Source organism: Paenibacillus sp. FSL H3-0469 (assembly GCF_038051945.1).
GTDB lineage: Bacteria > Bacillota > Bacilli > Paenibacillales > Paenibacillaceae > Paenibacillus_AQ.
Map to the genome: position 1 here is coordinate 3,580,170 of NZ_CP150302.1, position 16,067 is coordinate 3,596,236.

Here is a 16,067-nt window from a genome sequence, read left to right on the forward strand (position 1 = left end):
AGCAGTAATTCTATAAAGGAGGGCAGCGCCAATGAAATGGAGGGCTATCTGGTCTGGAGGCTTGGCACTTGGCTTGTTGATCACCTTGACGGCCTGCGGGGGCGAACAGAGCAGTTCTTCTTCGGGACAAGGCGGATATAAGGAAATGAAGACGATGGTTGTCGATATATTAAAAAGCGATGAAGGGAAAAAGGCTGTAGAGGAGGCCTTGTCTACTCCAAGCTCAGAGGGGAGCAGCGCCGCCAGCGGCTTAAGCATGAAGATGATGCCTATGCAAACGACGGAACAGATTCGGATCGCTGTTAAGGATACCCTCACCGCACCCGAGTATCAGAAGGAAATCGAAAAGATTATGACTGACCCGCAATTTGCCGGGGATTTTGCCAAAGCGATTAATAAAGAGAGCAAAGAACTTCATCTTCAATTGATCAAGGACCCCACTTATCAGAAGTCGGTTGGCGAAATTATGAAGTCGCCCGAAATGACGAAAATGTTCCTCGATCTTACGAAGACACCGGATTACCGCAAGCAGTCCATGACCATTATGCAGGAAGCCATGCAGAACCCGCTATTCCGTATGGAGGTCCTTACGCTTCTCAAATCTGTGGTCCAGGATGAATTGCAGCCTAAGGTTGAGAAAAAGGATGGTGGTAAAGGCGAAAGCGGCGGCGGCGAGGACAAGCAGGGCGGTGACAGCCAGAAGCAGGAAGGCGGAGACGATTCCGGTTCGGGCTCTTAACCGCAATAAGGCCATGCCCCGTGAAGGGACATGGCCTTATTTGTTTACGTGCATGGTAAAGCTAACGGGTGATTATTGCTCGTACTTGGCAATCAGCTTGTCTGCAATGTCTGCGAACAATACTCCGGTAGCCGTATCCGCCTTATATACTGACGGTGAGAAGTCGGGCTCGGAGATATGGTTGTCCGGGGCACCCAGCGGCACCTGAGCCAGCAGCTCTGTATGCAGTGTCTCTGCCAGACGGGCTCCGCCGCCTCTGCCGAAGATGTAATCCTTTTTGCCGCAGGAGGAGCATTCGTAATACGCCATATTCTCAATGACGCCAAGAATCTCATGCTCGGTCTGCAGAGCCATAGAGCCCGCTCTCGCCGCCACAAAGGCAGCCGTAGCATGAGGGGTAGTGACAATGATCTCCTTGCTGTGCGGCAGCATCTGGTGGACATCAAGGGCCACATCGCCCGTACCTGGAGGCAAATCCAGCAGCAGGTAATCCAATTCCCCCCAGCCGACATCACTGAAGAACTGGCGCAGCATTTTGCCAAGCATTGGTCCTCTCCAGATGACTGGACTATTCTCCCTTATGAAGAAGCCCATCGACATGACCTTCACACCGAAGCGCTCTACCGGGATAATCGTTCCTTCTTCCACGATCGGCCCTTCTTCAATGCCCATCATGTCCGGGATACTGAAGCCGTAAATATCTGCATCAATCAGGCCAACTCTCTTACCCTTGCGGGCCAGCGCCACAGCCAGATTCACGGTTACGGTTGATTTCCCGACTCCGCCCTTGCCGCTGGCGATTGCAATGAAGTTCACCCCTGAATTCTCATTGATCAGCTCATGCCCCTCAAGACCCGCTGCGTGTCCTTTGAGCTTCCCCTCTTGATCTGAATCCGGCTCGTCCCCGCCGCCTTCTCCGCGAAGCGTAGCCCGTTCATAGTCGGTGGCATCACGCAGGCGGATATGAATCTGTTCTCCTCCGCCCTCTGTAAGCAGGTCGCGCACCTGCTGCTCCAGCTCCATCCGCTTCTTCTCATCCGAATCCAGACATACGATGGATAACGAAATACGGTCCTCCTTGATCATGATATCGCGGATTAACTGTAGTTCGATCAGGCTTTTTCCGGATTCCGGGTCTGTAAGCGGCTGTAAAAGTTCCTGAATTTGTTCCCTGGTCTGCATGGAAAAGCACCTCTGTTCCTATCCGGCGGTAAGCCCCGGTATTTGTACCCATTATAGCATTACCCCCGGAGGGAAGAGTAGTCCCACCCTACGCCGCTATGGCTGCTCGGAGCTGTACCGCAGGATGCCCCTGTAGATGCTGGTTGCCACCTTCCGCTGGTACAGATCATCCCCTAGGAGCAAGGACTCCTGAGGATGTGACAGGAAGCCTACCTCAACAAGCACGGACGGCATTTTTAACACTTTTAACAAATAAATGGTATTCGCTGTCTTCGCCACGCGGTCTGTATTCTCAAGTGTAGCTCTCAGCTCATCCTGTACCAGCCCGGCCAAGGCCTTATTCCCCTCGTTGCTTGGATAATAGAAGGTCTGCGCCCCGCTCCAGCGGTTGGAGGGAATACTGTTCATATGTACACTGACAAACAGGTCGGCTCCCTTCTCTTCAATGCTCCGCACCCGCTGCTTCAGATCCTCCGTCTTGCGCCTGGCGTACCCTTTGGTATTGTCACTGGCCAGATCGTAATCCCCCTCACGGGTCATCACCACAATTGCCCCAGCCTGCTGCAGATAGTCGCGCAAGTACAGAGACACAGAGAGATTGATATCCTTCTCAATCAGGCCTGAGCGGCTTACTGCTCCCCCGTCCGGCCCCCCGTGACCTGCATCAATGGCAATCACCTTGCCGGAGAGCGGCAGGCTCCAATAATTGACCGTCCTCGCAGTCGGCATGTCGTAGGCGATGATTCCGATCATTATAGTGAGCAGTACTGCGCCCAGGATACTTTTTTTGATGCCGCGCCAAGAGATCCAGACCGAGACTTTATGCTTCTGCCCTCCAGACATAACAAAGACCCCCTCGTCCCGATAGATTCTACTCATCTATATGGGACAAGAGGGCCAAATAGTACTGGCTATGCTCCCTATTCGTTTAGGACTTCACAGCGGCTTCCGGTGACATGCCTTCAATCAGGATCTGCGCCACTTCCGGGCGGGTGAACTCTGGAGGCGGACACTGGCCGTCACGCAGCAGCGCCCGTACCTTCGTACCCGAAAGCGTCAAATGCTGCTCAGCCGGATGCGGACAGGTTTTGCTGGAGGCCATATTGCCGCACTTCACACAGAAGAAGCTGTGCTCGAAGAATAGCGGCGTAATCCCAAGTTCCTCGGCGGTGAAGTTAGCAAAGATCTCCTGCGCTTCATACGTACCGTAGTAGTCTCCCACACCTGCATGATCACGCCCGACAATGAAGTGTGTACAGCCGTAATTCTTACGCACCATGGCATGGAAAATGGCTTCACGCGGTCCTGCATAACGCATCGCTGCCGGGAAGACGCCAAGGAAAGTGCGGTTCTCCGGATAATAATTCTCCAGCAAAGCCAGGTAACTCTTCATCCGCACGTTGGCCGGAACATCATCCGACTTGGTCTCCCCTACCAGGGGATTGAGGAACAGAGCGTCTACGACCTCCATAGCGCATTTCTGGATATATTCATGGGCTCGATGTACCGGGTTACGCGTCTGGAAGCCTACAACCGTTCTCCAGCCCTTTTCTGCGAAGATCCGGCGGGTCTCGGCGGGGTCAAAATAGAATTCAGCAAATTTCTCCGGCTGCGGGCGGTTCAGTACCGTTATGGGTCCGCCTACATAGGTCGCCGGCCGGGACAGCAGCTTGCTGACTCCGGGATGTGCGGGGTCGGTTGTTTTGAACACATTATGCGCTTCAACCTGCTGATCGACCGTATAAATACTCTCAATATCCAGCAGACCGTAGATAACACCGTCATCTTCACCGATTAGAGAAACCCTGTCGCCTGTCTTAAGAGTTGCTGCAAGCTCGTCACCGACAGCCAGTGTAACCGGTATACTCCATACCGTACCGTTAGCCAGCCGCATATTGCTTACTACCGAGTGATAATCCTCTTCGTTCAGGAATCCGGTGAGCGGCGAGAAGGCGCCTACCCCAATTAAATCCAAATCCGATAAGGTCCAAGTATTAAGGGCAATCGATTGATGTGATGAAGCTTGCTTCAGCAGTTTTTCTCTCTCTTCTCCGTCTGCGATGCGCCGGATCAGCGTTCCTCCGTGAGGAAGTATTGAAGTCATCCCTGTTCTCTCCTCCTGTGCAATGCTATTATCTTATTTATGCAATCCGCATTCTGTCTTGTCCGAACCGGACCATCTTCCTGCACGCGGATCTTCACCAGGCATAACAGCCCGGGTGCATTGCTCACAGCCGATACTCGGAAAATTGCGGTCATGCAGCGGATTGTACACTACATCATTCTCGCGGATATAATTCCACACATCCTCCGTAGTCCAGTTGGCAATCGGATTGAACTTGACCAGCCCGAACTTATTATCATATTCTATCTTCTTCGCATTGGCCCGGGTAGGGGCCTGGTCCCGGCGAATCCCGGTAATCCAAGCGTCGTATTGTGAGAGAATACGGGTCAACGGTTCCACCTTGCGGATCGCACAGCACTGGTTAGGGTCAGTATTCCATAGCGCCTCCCCATACTGCAAGGCCTGCTCCTCCACCGTAATCTGCGGAGACACCCGGACGAATTCCATCCCGTACTTGTCAGCCATAATATCTCTAGTCTCATAGGTTTCCTTGAAATGATAATCCGTATCTAAATAGAACACATCTGTCGAGGGACTCACCTTCTGAATCATATCCACCAGCACCACATCCTCAGCCCCGAAGCTGCAGGCAAAGGTTATATTAGGAAAGGTCTCCACAGCCCAGCGGATAATCTCCTCCGGAGCCGCATGCTCCAGCTCTTCCGCTTTCACTTTGATTAAATCCTCTTTCTCGAGCAGGTTCATCTTAGTTTCCTCCATCCGGATATCGTCAAGATCGAAACCTACGAGGTTAATCCCGACTAATTCTATAAGATATAGTATATCCGTTTATCCGGCGAAGTCAATGGGTTTTGTTCAATTTGGAATAAAGTATGGAGTGGAATTTAACCCTGATCAAGATTAACTTGGTTTAAGTCAAAAAAAAGACCCCTCCATTTCTGGAGAGGCCGTTGCAATATTTCGAAACTTAAATATTTCATTCAAAGATTTGTTTAGCAAAGGCATCGCTTAACCCTATTGATTTTACTTTTCCATCCTCATTGAACGAAAAAGTTATAACATAAATATTCTTACTGTCTTCCTCGGGACTTTTAACTGAGAATTCTCAATATGTTCTAGAGGAATAAGAAGACCACTGGATATAGCCACCTGATGCAAGTTCAGGGGCAAAATAAAAACGCCCACCTAATGGACGCTATGACTTATTTATTTTCTCTCTCCAACAGAGCGGCCACATCGGCGCGAATGCTCTCAGGCACCTGTACCAACATCTTGATCCCCTTATTGATCAGGTTTGCATATATCTTAGCCATTGTCTGTAACACCTCCCTCTACGGGCGATTCCGGCTGCTGCCCGGCCATTACCAGCTCGTACAACTCAGTGATTGCGACCTGGGCATCAACCGTTTCCTGTTTGGTGACTTGCAGTTCAACCTTTGCAGCCTGAAGCTCCTCATAGCTCTCTGCCAATGCAACCTGTGTATCCATCAGCTGCGCCTCAGTCTCGTTCAGCCGTGATAGTGCATCTTCAAGCTGCTTCGTGGTGTCCACCGCTCCAGCCTCCACAGCAGCCATTCGTCCTTCCAATGGGTTCGGCTCGTTAAGATACGTAAATAATAATTCACCTGTCTCCGGGTCCACCCTGTAGCTGTCGCACTGCGCAAACTCCCGGGAGTACTGGCCGTATTGCAGCTTAACCACGCCGACCGTCTCCCGGACGCGCTTCGCCAGCTCCTTGATGCTGGCGAAGTCCTGGTCTTCCGTGGTCTCAACATAGCCTCGGCCGACGTACTCGCCGGTGTTGTGGATTACATTGCCGGTTGCTTTGTCATAGTAGATTTTCATGCTGATTTGCATAATATATATCCTCCTATTCTATTTCAAAAGAATCATAAGAATAGCCCCCGGGGATCCGAGGGCAATTGCCATTGATTTAAACCAGGACGTAGGAAGTAGTTAAGTTCACTCCTGAACCTATCCACTGTAGAGTACCGCCTAACAATCCTCCAGCAAGTACTGTAAATCGGAAGGATAATGCGCCTGTAGACGATTGGTAGTTCATGTACTGTAAGAACGAAGTTACGGTTCCTCCTCCTATGGCAATCGTAGAGCTGAGTCCTCCTCCTGTATAAGACCAGGAAGCGGATGTGTGTACTCTAAAATTATCAACATTGGAGGATGTTACATAACTGGATGAGCTTGACGAAAGTCCCGTGCTTACGGCAGCTAAAGTTTTTCCTGCCGGAGCTGCTATGGAAATAATCCATTCAATAGCATATCCCGACACAGAAGATGGGGCAACAGCTCCAGTGTTATGATTAAACGCGACAGGAGTCGGTGAAAAGTTCCCTGTTATTCCATAAATGCTTACTCCCGCTTTTATATTGGCTGGAATAAATGCAGGGTCTGCTGACTGAAGCTGCGCAGGCGTGACCTTAATCTCACCTGCTCCTGCCCCTCCTTTGCGGTACCCTTCACGCGGATATACGGCAAGAGCTCCGTCCCCCCACTTGCCTACGCCCTGCGCGGGATCAGCCCCATCGGTAATAACTGGCATCGCCCCTTGAAGTCCAAACATATTAACATCAGCTCTAAAGTAAGCAGGGTTAAATCCTGGATCATCCTTGTATACACCAACTAGTCCGCCCTGATCTGATGTTCCTGTCAAGTACGCTCCCTTTGGAATAGCCAAGTGTATCCGACCAACCCCAGACGGTATTTCCACCGTTGCCTCTCGCCATCCGGGGTAATTCTCGCCTCCTCTTAATGGGATTTCTCCATTAACAAGTCCATTTTCAGTCCCGAATGTTTTACCCGCTAAGACGTCCGCCGCTCCCGCTGTTCCATACTCACCCCCTTCACCCTGTAAGATAAAAGCCGTTCCATCGTACACCACTGTATACACCCCGCCCTGCACCAACGGAGGGTTATTACCATTTGGCTTTTTGATGGACTTAGCTCCCAGGCCGTTGACATTGAGCGTAATCGGGCCGGAGGTGGATGTTAACGCCTTAAAGGACAGCCGCTGCCCAGGTGCAAGCGCCGCAATTGGTGGAGTTGCGGTGCCAGTGAAATTAGGCGAGCTGCCTGCGATGGTGCCAAGGTAGGACAACGAACCCTGAACCACTTCAGCCAAGGTTTTGCCTGCGTGAAGATCAGCATCAAGACCGCTTCCCGCGCCGTCTACTGTGATCAATTTGGAAAGCACATCACTTGCTGTGTATGAGTTGGCTGGTAATGGTACAAAGCCAAGGGTAGCACCCATTACAGGACTGGTGTGTACCCCCACTCCTATTCCCCCAGCTACCACAACAGGAAGGGCAATCTGGACAACATCTCCTGGGGTCGCGTAGATACTCGGCGCACCATTAGAATAGCCAGTACCTCCGCTAATCAGGGTTTCAACATGCATCCAGCCATCAGAAGGCGTTACTTGTAGGTGGGTGGATTGAGCTATCCCATTCTTTTTTAACCTGCTTTCCTTGTTGATAGCTACCTTGGTTCCTGACTTTACCCTAATCCAGAAGGATACTGTAAAGTTCTTACCGACACCCGCAGCGGGGAAGCTGGCGTTAACCGTCATCAGGTATGCACCAGGAACGACCCCGCTAGGATTTTGAGTACCACTACCCATTGTATAAGTTGCTATATGGAACTCAGTACCATATCTCACTGTGGTTCCACCGTACATAGCTAATAGCAAGCTGCTAACATCAGCGGTTAATGCTCCACTCACACCACCGTTTGTGGAGTTGTCATGATAAAACTTTCCAGCACCTGTAACAGTAGTACCATTCCATGAGCTGAAAAATCTGATATTGGCAAAGGTGTTAGAACAGCTGACTTCTGAGGGGTCACTGTTAGTCCCAGCAAACCTACCAGAGTCTCCCAACATGTTTGTGACACTACCAAATGGTAAGTTGTCTACAGATACATTGGATGAGCTGTCTAGTCCAGCGTAACCTCCGGCAACATTTTTCGCTGCTGTTGTTTCAATCTGCTGCCAAGTTGTCCATGCACTTTGGTAATAATTACGAGTAAATATTACTGGCGCTGACGCTGCCATACTGTAGTAAGTCACCGTCTGGTTGCATCCAGTACCGTCAGCACTCACTGTTGTCTTAATGTCCAAATTGAAGCAGTAGCTCCCTCCGACGGGGGGCTGATTCGTAATAGTAGCCGATGAAGCGTTTGAAACCGCGTAGAACTGGCCCTCACTAACCAAGGTGTTCAAATCCATATTGTTAGGCAGTGGAGAAGCTTTCATTTTCAGTTCTCGCCACGATGACCAACTACTTCCGCTATTCCTGCTTTCTCTTGTAAACTTTCTTATGATCGTGATTGTGTTAATCGTTGCAAACACATCAGCCTCTTGAATGATATAGGCGGAATTGTACCGTTTTACAAATACAGATGTTGTAGACCCAGTCACCGGAAGATCCGGACTTGAGAAGGTCAGTGTGTAAATACCCGTGTCAAGCAATGTATTGGGGCTGACGGTGGGATTTCCACCTTTCCCTAAACCAGAATTTCCGGTAAGCTGATACTTTTGGATAGTGTCCGGCAGCACTGTACCATCCGCCACCCCCAGCTTTAGATTGTCGACCTTTCCCTCGATATAATCATCCGCGAAATCTTGTCGGGCATTATCCTGCCGCAGCTCCGCGACACTCTGGACCACCTCACAGACCACGCCACCCAGGCCCGTCCGCCAGGTCGCAGCGGCTTCTGTGACATTGGCAGTCAAGGCGTATTTATCACGGACTATATAGGTGACATAGTAATCTGCTGTTGAATCAAAGCTGCCTGGTAATGTCCGTGCATTAAGTGCACCGAGACCATCCGGCGCAAACACCCAGTTCTGAGTATCGTTTTCCGCATCTTTAAATACGGCGAGAAATTTCTGGGTCGGGCAACTCATAACTGCTTTTCCCCAGTAACTACCACTGCTCTGCGAGATGATATAGTAACTTCCGCTATCCAGCTTCGGCACTACTTTTTCTCGCTGGATAACTCCCGTTTCCACGTTGATCTGATTCCCGCCCGGGTGCAGGGTAATACTTCCTTCAGCATTTGGCACTGGAACTGGCTGTGATGCCAGTGCCAGCATATAGTCCAGAGAAGCCCATGCAATCCAGCCAGGCGCTTTATTAGCTGCGACCCATGCCTCAGTATTTGTCGCCGGGGCGCTACCGTCCAGAATAGACACCCATGCGGTATAGACTCCACCACTGCTGGTCGTGGCCTTCCAACCGTTTGTAAGGCCCTTTATTGCATTCCCATTTGGACTTATACCGTTAACCCAGCCAGAATCGACATTGCTTACTGTGATATATACATTACTGCCTACTGACGAGGGTAACCATGATTGCCCTCCTGATGTTGGGGGGTACGCATGGCTAAGTAATTCTCCTTTATAATTAATAACTCGTTCCCTGTCCGCTACTGCATTTGCCCCAGATGGCAATGCTGCATAAATAGAGGTGAATCCATTTTCGGTATTGCCGAACCTCCCCCATGTCCCAGTTCCGTCAAGAATAACATTTTTCCGCACACGCTCCACATACATCCAGTCGTTCCCCGCGCTAAATACACTGTCCCGCACATCCCCGATCTGCCCGAGCGTGACCGGGAGGATTATGCTCTGCGACTCCGCTGGTGTAAACGGAGTAACCGCGCTGCCAAATTCTAACTGCCAGTTTTTATAAGTAATTGTCCCGGCGGCAGTATTGCGTGTACGCACAAGGATATAGCTAGTGTTAATGTCTGTGGTCCAAGTAAATGCTGTCACAATCATAGTTGAAGGGGTCTTGATTGGGCTTCCGTCTGTGGCATATTCAGATATTTGGACTCGACCTTCCCCTGAACTCGCCGTAATACTTGCGGAAAAGGTGTACGTCTCCCCCCCTTTTACATTCATCTTTGCAGATATGTCTGAGACTTGGTCTGCTGCTGATGCTGTCAGCGTCATATCATAAGGACCGTTCATTCTTGCATTGGCGTGAAGAGTGTTGGGCGCTCCCGACAGCAGGTTCTTCCCCTTCTTGGTCACTGCAACACCCTGAACATGCTGCTTACCGTCCACATATGGCCAATAGGCATCAACAGCATCGCCTGTGATTGTCGTGCCTATGGCTGTATACTCCGCTGCCGATACCTCATACAGCCGAAGTTCATCAATGTAGGAGACGCCAGCAGATGCTGCTCCTAATCCAAATAATAGCCTAAATCCCGTGCCCACTAGACTATTGCTCGCTGGGATCTTTACATATTTGAATTGCCAAGTACCTAGAGTTGAAACAGATCCGTATGTGGAATATCTAGTAGTCCACGCCCCCGCATCACGCAAAGAAATCTCTGGACTGTTTGAACCCGAAGTGGATTCAACAAATATCCATGCTGCCAAAATGTAATATTTGGTTGTATCCAAAGAGAATGGAAAATCTTTAAAGAGATAACTTGATGATGCTGAAGAAGCCGAAAACTTAACTGAGGATGAGCCTGAACGCTTTTGGTTGGTGGATAATGTAACACTGCCTGACCCAGATACTGACCACCCGTCGAGGCTTTCCCCGCTTCCTAATTTCCCGATCAGATTCGACCGCGTTACTCCCTGAACCACCAAATCCAGCTCCGAGCCATTAGCGTCCGCCATCACTACCGACGTGCCCGGCCCAAGGGTTTGAGTCAGGTCTACCCGGCCTACCTTTGTATCGGTATAGGCAATGGCTGCGGCCTGCGCTGCGTCTGCCTTAGCTTGAGCACCTACAGTTGTTTCAACCTGCTGCCCGCTTTTGGTTTTTGTATCATCTGGGATAACCTGCATCGCTAAAGGCAAGGTAGTGGCTGCGCCTGTGTAGACGCTACCCTGCACCCAATCTTTGGCCCCAAGTGGTCCGTGATGCTTAACGTGGGTAGTGTAGTTGTTCCCTGCGCTAGTTCTTGCTTCCACTGTTACAATCCATTTACCGTCTTTCCAATACACATCTGAGATTGACAACTGCCCTCTAATAGCGCCAGAAACCTCGGTATATTGTGTGCTTTGACGGTTAATGGTGCCCGCAGTGCTACCCATAACGTCCATCCGCTTTGTCAATCTGCCTTCAGATGAAGCGTTACCCCAAGCCCCAGTTACTGTCACCTCAATAAATCCAGACATGACGGCTGGACCAAAACTGTAGTCTATTTTCTGATTAGCGGTACCATTAACGGTTTGGAACGAGAATACCTTTTCGATGTACTGTTCGCTTCCCCCGAGTCTCACCCCTTGACCCACTATCAGCGATGCATTATCTAGTGCCGCCACCCCATTTGCAACATTCCTTTGCGATGATGGGATAGCCCCGGATATTGCCGCCCTATCCGCAGCGTTAAGGTGCCGGGTAGCATCATCCGCATGCGCCTTAGCAGCCTCCAGTGTTGTGGCCGGTGCAGTCCGCCAGGAAGACTTACCTGTAATGGATTTGACCGTGTTCGCCAGCCAACCCAGCAGATTGGTAATGGTGCCGCTGTCTCCTGTTGGTGCTGTAGTATCTAATATCGTCCGGCTGCCGATAACCGTGTCTGTGGCAGAACCGGCCCCGCCTGCTCCCGCAGTGATCCCCGCCAGTTTAGTCTTTTCGGCTGTGGTGTAGTCATTAGCAGACAGTCCCTTGCCGGAAACCTTATCCACTTTGACAGCATCCACTGCGTCCAGTTCAGATTTTTTCGCAAAAACAAGCGACTCATCAATGACTGCGGTAATATTGGCGGCTGTGCCTACCACTACGACACAATCGAACGTCTTCTCGATGATGTCTGATCCGCCGCCTGGCGGAATGTAATCCGCGGTTACTCCGGCATTAGCGTAGGCGTAGAGGATTTCTCCCGCATCCGGGTCTTGTGCGAAGACTCCTACTTCACGCCAGTAGAATCCTGTAGAGACATCCGCGTTCCGCAGCACTGAACCAATAATCGCCTTATTAGGCGGCTGTGTAGTTATTCGTTTAATCGGCAAACTGATCTTTTGCGAAATCAGTCCATTCATCGCCGGAACAGCCTGTCCTGTAAGTGAACCGTCGCCTACAGCAATGCGGGTATAATTCAACTTGCCCCCCGCTTGGGCCTTCCCCTGCAGCACAAGACCTTTGTTGGTCAGTGTCATGCCTCCAAATACTGCCACATGATTCCCTCCCTAAATCTGAATATGTTCCCCGAAATGTAAAAAGCCGCCCATATAAAGAGGCAGCTGCTCTGCTTGTGAAATAGTGACGCTATCGAGTACAGCAGACAACCTCTTAACCGCATCGACAGCGGCAATGAATTCCTGAGCCCGTGCAGCAGTCACATCCGCATTGTTGGTGACCACCCGGAAATGATAAGGGTCTCCTCCATATTGCCACCATTCTTCGACTGCACCCTGGCCAAACAGGATGGAGATCAGATCTTCTACTGCACCGGCAGTCCCTTTGTGTCTGTGAAAAGGAATTGCATTTTGAATCAGCAGCCGTTTCTGTTCAACAGGCAGAGCCGGATCATAATACGGCGGCTTGAATTGCCAGGCCAGCTCATCCGTTTCCGCATCCGTCCATTCCGTTGACCGGCTGAAAATATTCAGACCGGCGATCATAGTGCTTGTCTCTTGCAAATGTATATCTAGCGCAGCCGCAGCCGCGGCCATGGCAGGGTCCTTACGAATGGAAGGCGGGAGCAGATCGCTCAGGCTTAAGGTCTGGATATTAATCATCTGCCAGCCCCCCATAAGTCAGTGCCGTTGTGCCGGATAGCGCCACTTGGGTTGCGGACATTGTTTTATACACGGGCTCTGTCACCATGACCCGCAGCGCCCCGGCAGCCATAATACGGGATATTAGCTCTGACGGGTTGATATCCCTGCCAAGTTTGGAGCGCTGCCAGAGCTGATAAGCAGCAACGGCTGCCGATACTGCCGTCTGGATACCCGGAACCTCAGCAGCCCGGCTACGGCTAATATAATAGGTCAGCGCGGTATTATAACTGACTGGCTGTGGCGCACTCACGGTTACCAGATCTGTCAGCGGCCGGATTCCCCTGTCCTCCAAAGTCTCGGCAATTGAATTCAGAACATCCTCCCCTGGAATTCCCCCTTCTGCGAGTAAGGGTACCACGGTAACACGCCCGGGTGCCGGGGAGTAGGCATGAACATCCTTGATTGCCGAGGATGTGGACTTGGCCCAGAATTCATATGCTCCCTGAGGTCCAGCCGTTGAATATGATTCCGGCGCATGGCGTATGCGTTCCTTGAATGCTTCATCTGTCTCAGCAGCAGCACCGCCGGAGCTGATGGTCAGATTCGTTACAGCCTGGACAAAAGGCAGCGGGTCCATTGGAACATTAATCTGCCCAGGCAAGAATCCGTTCCCGGTTGTCCCCGATTCGGAGCATGTTGCCTTAACCGTTCCCGCTGTCTCTCCCGGGGGAATCTCCAAGTACTCCATGGTTGTAAAATAAATTGAGCCCTTCCCGCCCTGTACTCCGACGCGTGTCCCTGCCGGTATCGGGGCCGCTGAAGCCAGCGGAATGGATAAAGCGAACTGGAGCGTAACGATTGCTGCCGATGCCTCTAACCGCTTTGATCCTTGAAAAGCCCCCATATGATCTAGTAACGTTCCAGAGGCATACCGCAGCAAATTTCCTTTGGCGGTCTGATTGATCAGCACCTTTTGCTGAATAATCACCGCTGCGAGTGAAGACAAAAAAAGCCGCACCGGATCGGCAGGCTGTAAAGTGCGTCCGGCAAGGCCTTCATATACAGTGATGACATTTTGCTGTATGGCTGCTGCATCCTCCTCCAAAAAGCGGATATCCGGTAATTCAGCATATTCCAATTCCTACTCCTCCTCTGCCAGGCTATATTTCAGTACGACGGCCAAGCTGCCTGTAAGCTGCTCTTCTATATTCTTATGAAAAGAAACATCGGCCACTATTGCGCGTGGCTCCTGCTCCGTTATGGCTGTAATGATCGCTGCCGTCAGGCGGGATTCAGCGATGTATGCCGGTTCATCAATAATGGAGTAGTCCAGGCCAATCCCCCGGGCTAATGGTGCGCTGCCAAGCGGAGTAGCAAGGATCATCCTTATATTCTGAGCAACTTCCTCTTCTACCGTTGCCGGGCTAAAATCAATCAGTGTGGGCTGAGTCATATCTACGGTATACATCATTTTACATACTCCTCAAGTGAGATCGTGACCTGTGCATCCAGTACATTGCCAATGCTATCCAGCCTGTTCCAATCCTGTGACAAACTGCTGATGACCCATAGCCCAACCCCCACATTCTTGCGTCCTATGATTAACGGCATCGCCTTGCCGGCACGGTCCAGCTCAGTAAGCCTGTCCAGCTCTTTGCGCGGATTAAGGCCAAGCGCCGCTGAGAATTGAACCGAGAATGAAACGGAGTCTGCCCCCGGTCCCAGAAATTCTTTCTTGGGCTTCTTGCCGATAATATCGTGCTGAGCCCAACGGCTGGAGCTGCTGCGCTTGAATTCATCTATGGTACGAATCGCACCCTCCGCAACGACAAACACTACCGGCCCCAGACTGCCAATCTTATTCATTTTGTAATCTTGCTTCTGCTCTTTTCCGTTCTTATCACTCATCCGGTTCTGCCTCCTCCATCATGAACTGAGCTGGCAGACACCTTGCCGGTAACCGTCAAGTCTCCCTCGATCCGCACCCCGCCGCTTGATTTGACAGTAAGTGTTTGGGCTGTACGGTCATAATAGACATAGCTGCCATCCTCAAACCATACCCCCCGCTGATCCTGGGTACCAGAAGGTTCACCGTCATCTGCAAAATAACTTCCCAGACAGAACCCGGCGGAACGCGCATGATTCAAAAAAGCACACACAACCCGCTCTCCCGGCAACGGTACTGCATTGCCTTTTCCCCAGCCGCCCGGTGTCAGCACCGGCAGCTCGCCGGAAACCATATCATCACGGTCTGCAAAAGTAACCCTGACACTTCCGGCTGCCGGATTAGCTGTCGATACTCTGCCAATAAGTATCACCTTTCACCACCCCAATACTTTACGAATGTCCAGACTGGTTGTATATCCGCTGCTTCCAATTGAGTGCCTTGCCGATTCAATAATGTATTTGCCGTCAAACCGCTTCCAGCCTTTGATATTAATCGTTAGTCCCGCGGCCATCCTTAGATCTCCCATAAGCGAGAGAGTGCCTTTGCCGCCTTCTTTATTCTTTTCCCGGAGCCTTTTACGGGCCAGCCGCATCGCATCTGCCTGCGAGTCGACCTGTTCGTTAATCTTAAGCACGGGACCGCTCTTAGGCGCGCCTTGAGGCGTATACGTGGCCTTTAAGGACTCTTTGCCCTGAGAGGGAGTATACGTCACAGTACATGCCCGGAAAGCTGCATAGGCCGAATTGTAAGCGAAGCTGTAATCCGTTACATTAGTCTCCCCCCGCACGATCGTTGCCACCGCTGCTTTTTGTTCATATTCCTGTTCATCAAAAAGCACCAGGCTTCCAGAAGATACTTTAATGGCGATACCTTCTTGCGTAGCTGTGTTCAGCAAAAAGGCCAAGTCCGACACCTCCGACTGCTCCAGCCGGTCATAAGAGGGGTTGTCCTGTGCCTCATAGATTAATTTTAGCTTTGCGCGTTTGGCCACTTGAGCAGCTACTGTTTTCAGATTGGTTTTCTCCCAGCTGCGCGAGCTGCGCTGCATCCGAACCTCGGAGGTCACGGGAAGCGAGACCGCCTTAATAGAGATCGTATCGGGAGGACCGCTAAAATCAATACTGTCTACCTCAAAGGTGCCCAGCGGCAGCTTCTTAATTTCACCCGGCTTGTCCCAGTTGACCGTCCGGATCGCAGCAACCAATTGATCGCCTTCAACCGGTGACCAAGGCCCCTGCCAATTGCGCTCCCTATCCTCAAGTGTAACTGTAAGATCATCTAATGAACCTGAAGCAGCATCATTATACTGAAAATCTGTCAGCGATTTAGTGATATCCTGCGTAACATCTTTTCCGTTATAGCGCAGCTCCAGTACCGCTCTGCGTGCGTCCTGCATAAGTTCCAT

At 51.0% G+C, this 16,067-nt stretch carries 14 protein-coding genes; 1 reads left to right on the forward strand and 13 read right to left on the reverse strand.

Annotated features, from left to right (window positions below; all coding sequences use genetic code 11):
• Positions 1 to 31: 31 nt before the first annotated feature.
• On the forward strand, positions 32 to 739 hold the full coding sequence (gene gerD / locus NSS83_RS15535) for a spore germination lipoprotein GerD (protein WP_341183762.1): 708 nt from the start codon (positions 32 to 34) through the stop codon (positions 737 to 739).
• 72 nt (positions 740 to 811) lie between these two features.
• Here gerD and NSS83_RS15540 read toward each other — a convergent pair whose 3' ends face one another.
• From NSS83_RS15540 to NSS83_RS15600, 13 genes are all read right to left on the reverse strand, one after another.
• A complete protein-coding gene (locus NSS83_RS15540) occupies positions 812 to 1,921 on the reverse strand; it encodes an Mrp/NBP35 family ATP-binding protein (protein WP_341348565.1) in 1,110 nt (369 codons plus the stop codon).
• 96 nt (positions 1,922 to 2,017) lie between these two features.
• A complete protein-coding gene (gene cwlD / locus NSS83_RS15545) occupies positions 2,018 to 2,764 on the reverse strand; it encodes an N-acetylmuramoyl-L-alanine amidase CwlD (RefSeq protein ID WP_341348566.1) in 747 nt (248 codons plus the stop codon).
• Positions 2,765 to 2,849: 85 nt separating this feature from the next.
• Positions 2,850 to 4,025 (reverse strand): sulfate adenylyltransferase, encoded by a 1,176-nt coding sequence (gene sat, locus NSS83_RS15550; protein WP_341183759.1) that lies wholly within the window; start codon positions 4,023 to 4,025, stop codon positions 2,850 to 2,852.
• Positions 4,026 to 4,058: 33 nt separating this feature from the next.
• The gene (locus tag NSS83_RS15555; RefSeq protein WP_340937748.1) at positions 4,059 to 4,751 is read right to left on the reverse strand and encodes a phosphoadenylyl-sulfate reductase; all 693 of its coding nucleotides are present in this window, start codon (positions 4,749 to 4,751) and stop codon (positions 4,059 to 4,061) included.
• A 458-nt stretch (positions 4,752 to 5,209) separates the two neighbouring features.
• Complete coding sequence (locus NSS83_RS15560; protein ID WP_268748425.1) at positions 5,210 to 5,320, reverse strand: CD1375 family protein; 111 nt, start codon at positions 5,318 to 5,320, stop codon at positions 5,210 to 5,212.
• The gene (locus NSS83_RS15565) at positions 5,313 to 5,864 is read right to left on the reverse strand and encodes a hypothetical protein (protein WP_341183758.1); all 552 of its coding nucleotides are present in this window, start codon (positions 5,862 to 5,864) and stop codon (positions 5,313 to 5,315) included. The genes NSS83_RS15560 and NSS83_RS15565 overlap by 8 nt, the downstream gene beginning before the upstream one ends.
• A 76-nt stretch (positions 5,865 to 5,940) precedes the next feature.
• Entirely contained in the window at positions 5,941 to 12,168 is a 6,228-nt protein-coding gene (locus tag NSS83_RS15570) for a phage tail protein (protein ID WP_341348567.1), read from the reverse strand.
• Between the two features lie 12 nt (positions 12,169 to 12,180).
• Complete coding sequence (locus NSS83_RS15575) at positions 12,181 to 12,732, reverse strand: phage tail protein I (protein ID WP_341183756.1); 552 nt, start codon at positions 12,730 to 12,732, stop codon at positions 12,181 to 12,183.
• The gene (locus NSS83_RS15580) at positions 12,725 to 13,852 is read right to left on the reverse strand and encodes a baseplate J/gp47 family protein (RefSeq protein ID WP_341183755.1); all 1,128 of its coding nucleotides are present in this window, start codon (positions 13,850 to 13,852) and stop codon (positions 12,725 to 12,727) included. The genes NSS83_RS15575 and NSS83_RS15580 overlap by 8 nt, the downstream gene beginning before the upstream one ends.
• Before the next feature lie 3 nt (positions 13,853 to 13,855).
• Complete coding sequence (locus NSS83_RS15585; RefSeq protein ID WP_341183754.1) at positions 13,856 to 14,185, reverse strand: GPW/gp25 family protein; 330 nt, start codon at positions 14,183 to 14,185, stop codon at positions 13,856 to 13,858.
• Complete coding sequence (locus NSS83_RS15590; protein WP_341183753.1) at positions 14,182 to 14,622, reverse strand: phage tail protein; 441 nt, start codon at positions 14,620 to 14,622, stop codon at positions 14,182 to 14,184. Before NSS83_RS15590 ends, NSS83_RS15585 begins: the two co-directional genes overlap by 4 nt.
• Entirely contained in the window at positions 14,619 to 15,032 is a 414-nt protein-coding gene (locus NSS83_RS15595; protein WP_341183752.1) for a phage baseplate assembly protein V, read from the reverse strand. Before NSS83_RS15595 ends, NSS83_RS15590 begins: the two co-directional genes overlap by 4 nt.
• A 3-nt stretch (positions 15,033 to 15,035) precedes the next feature.
• Positions 15,036 to 16,067 carry a contractile injection system protein, VgrG/Pvc8 family gene (locus NSS83_RS15600; protein ID WP_341183751.1) on the reverse strand — a complete coding sequence of 344 codons (1,032 nt, stop codon included), beginning with the start codon at positions 16,065 to 16,067 and terminating at the stop codon, positions 15,036 to 15,038.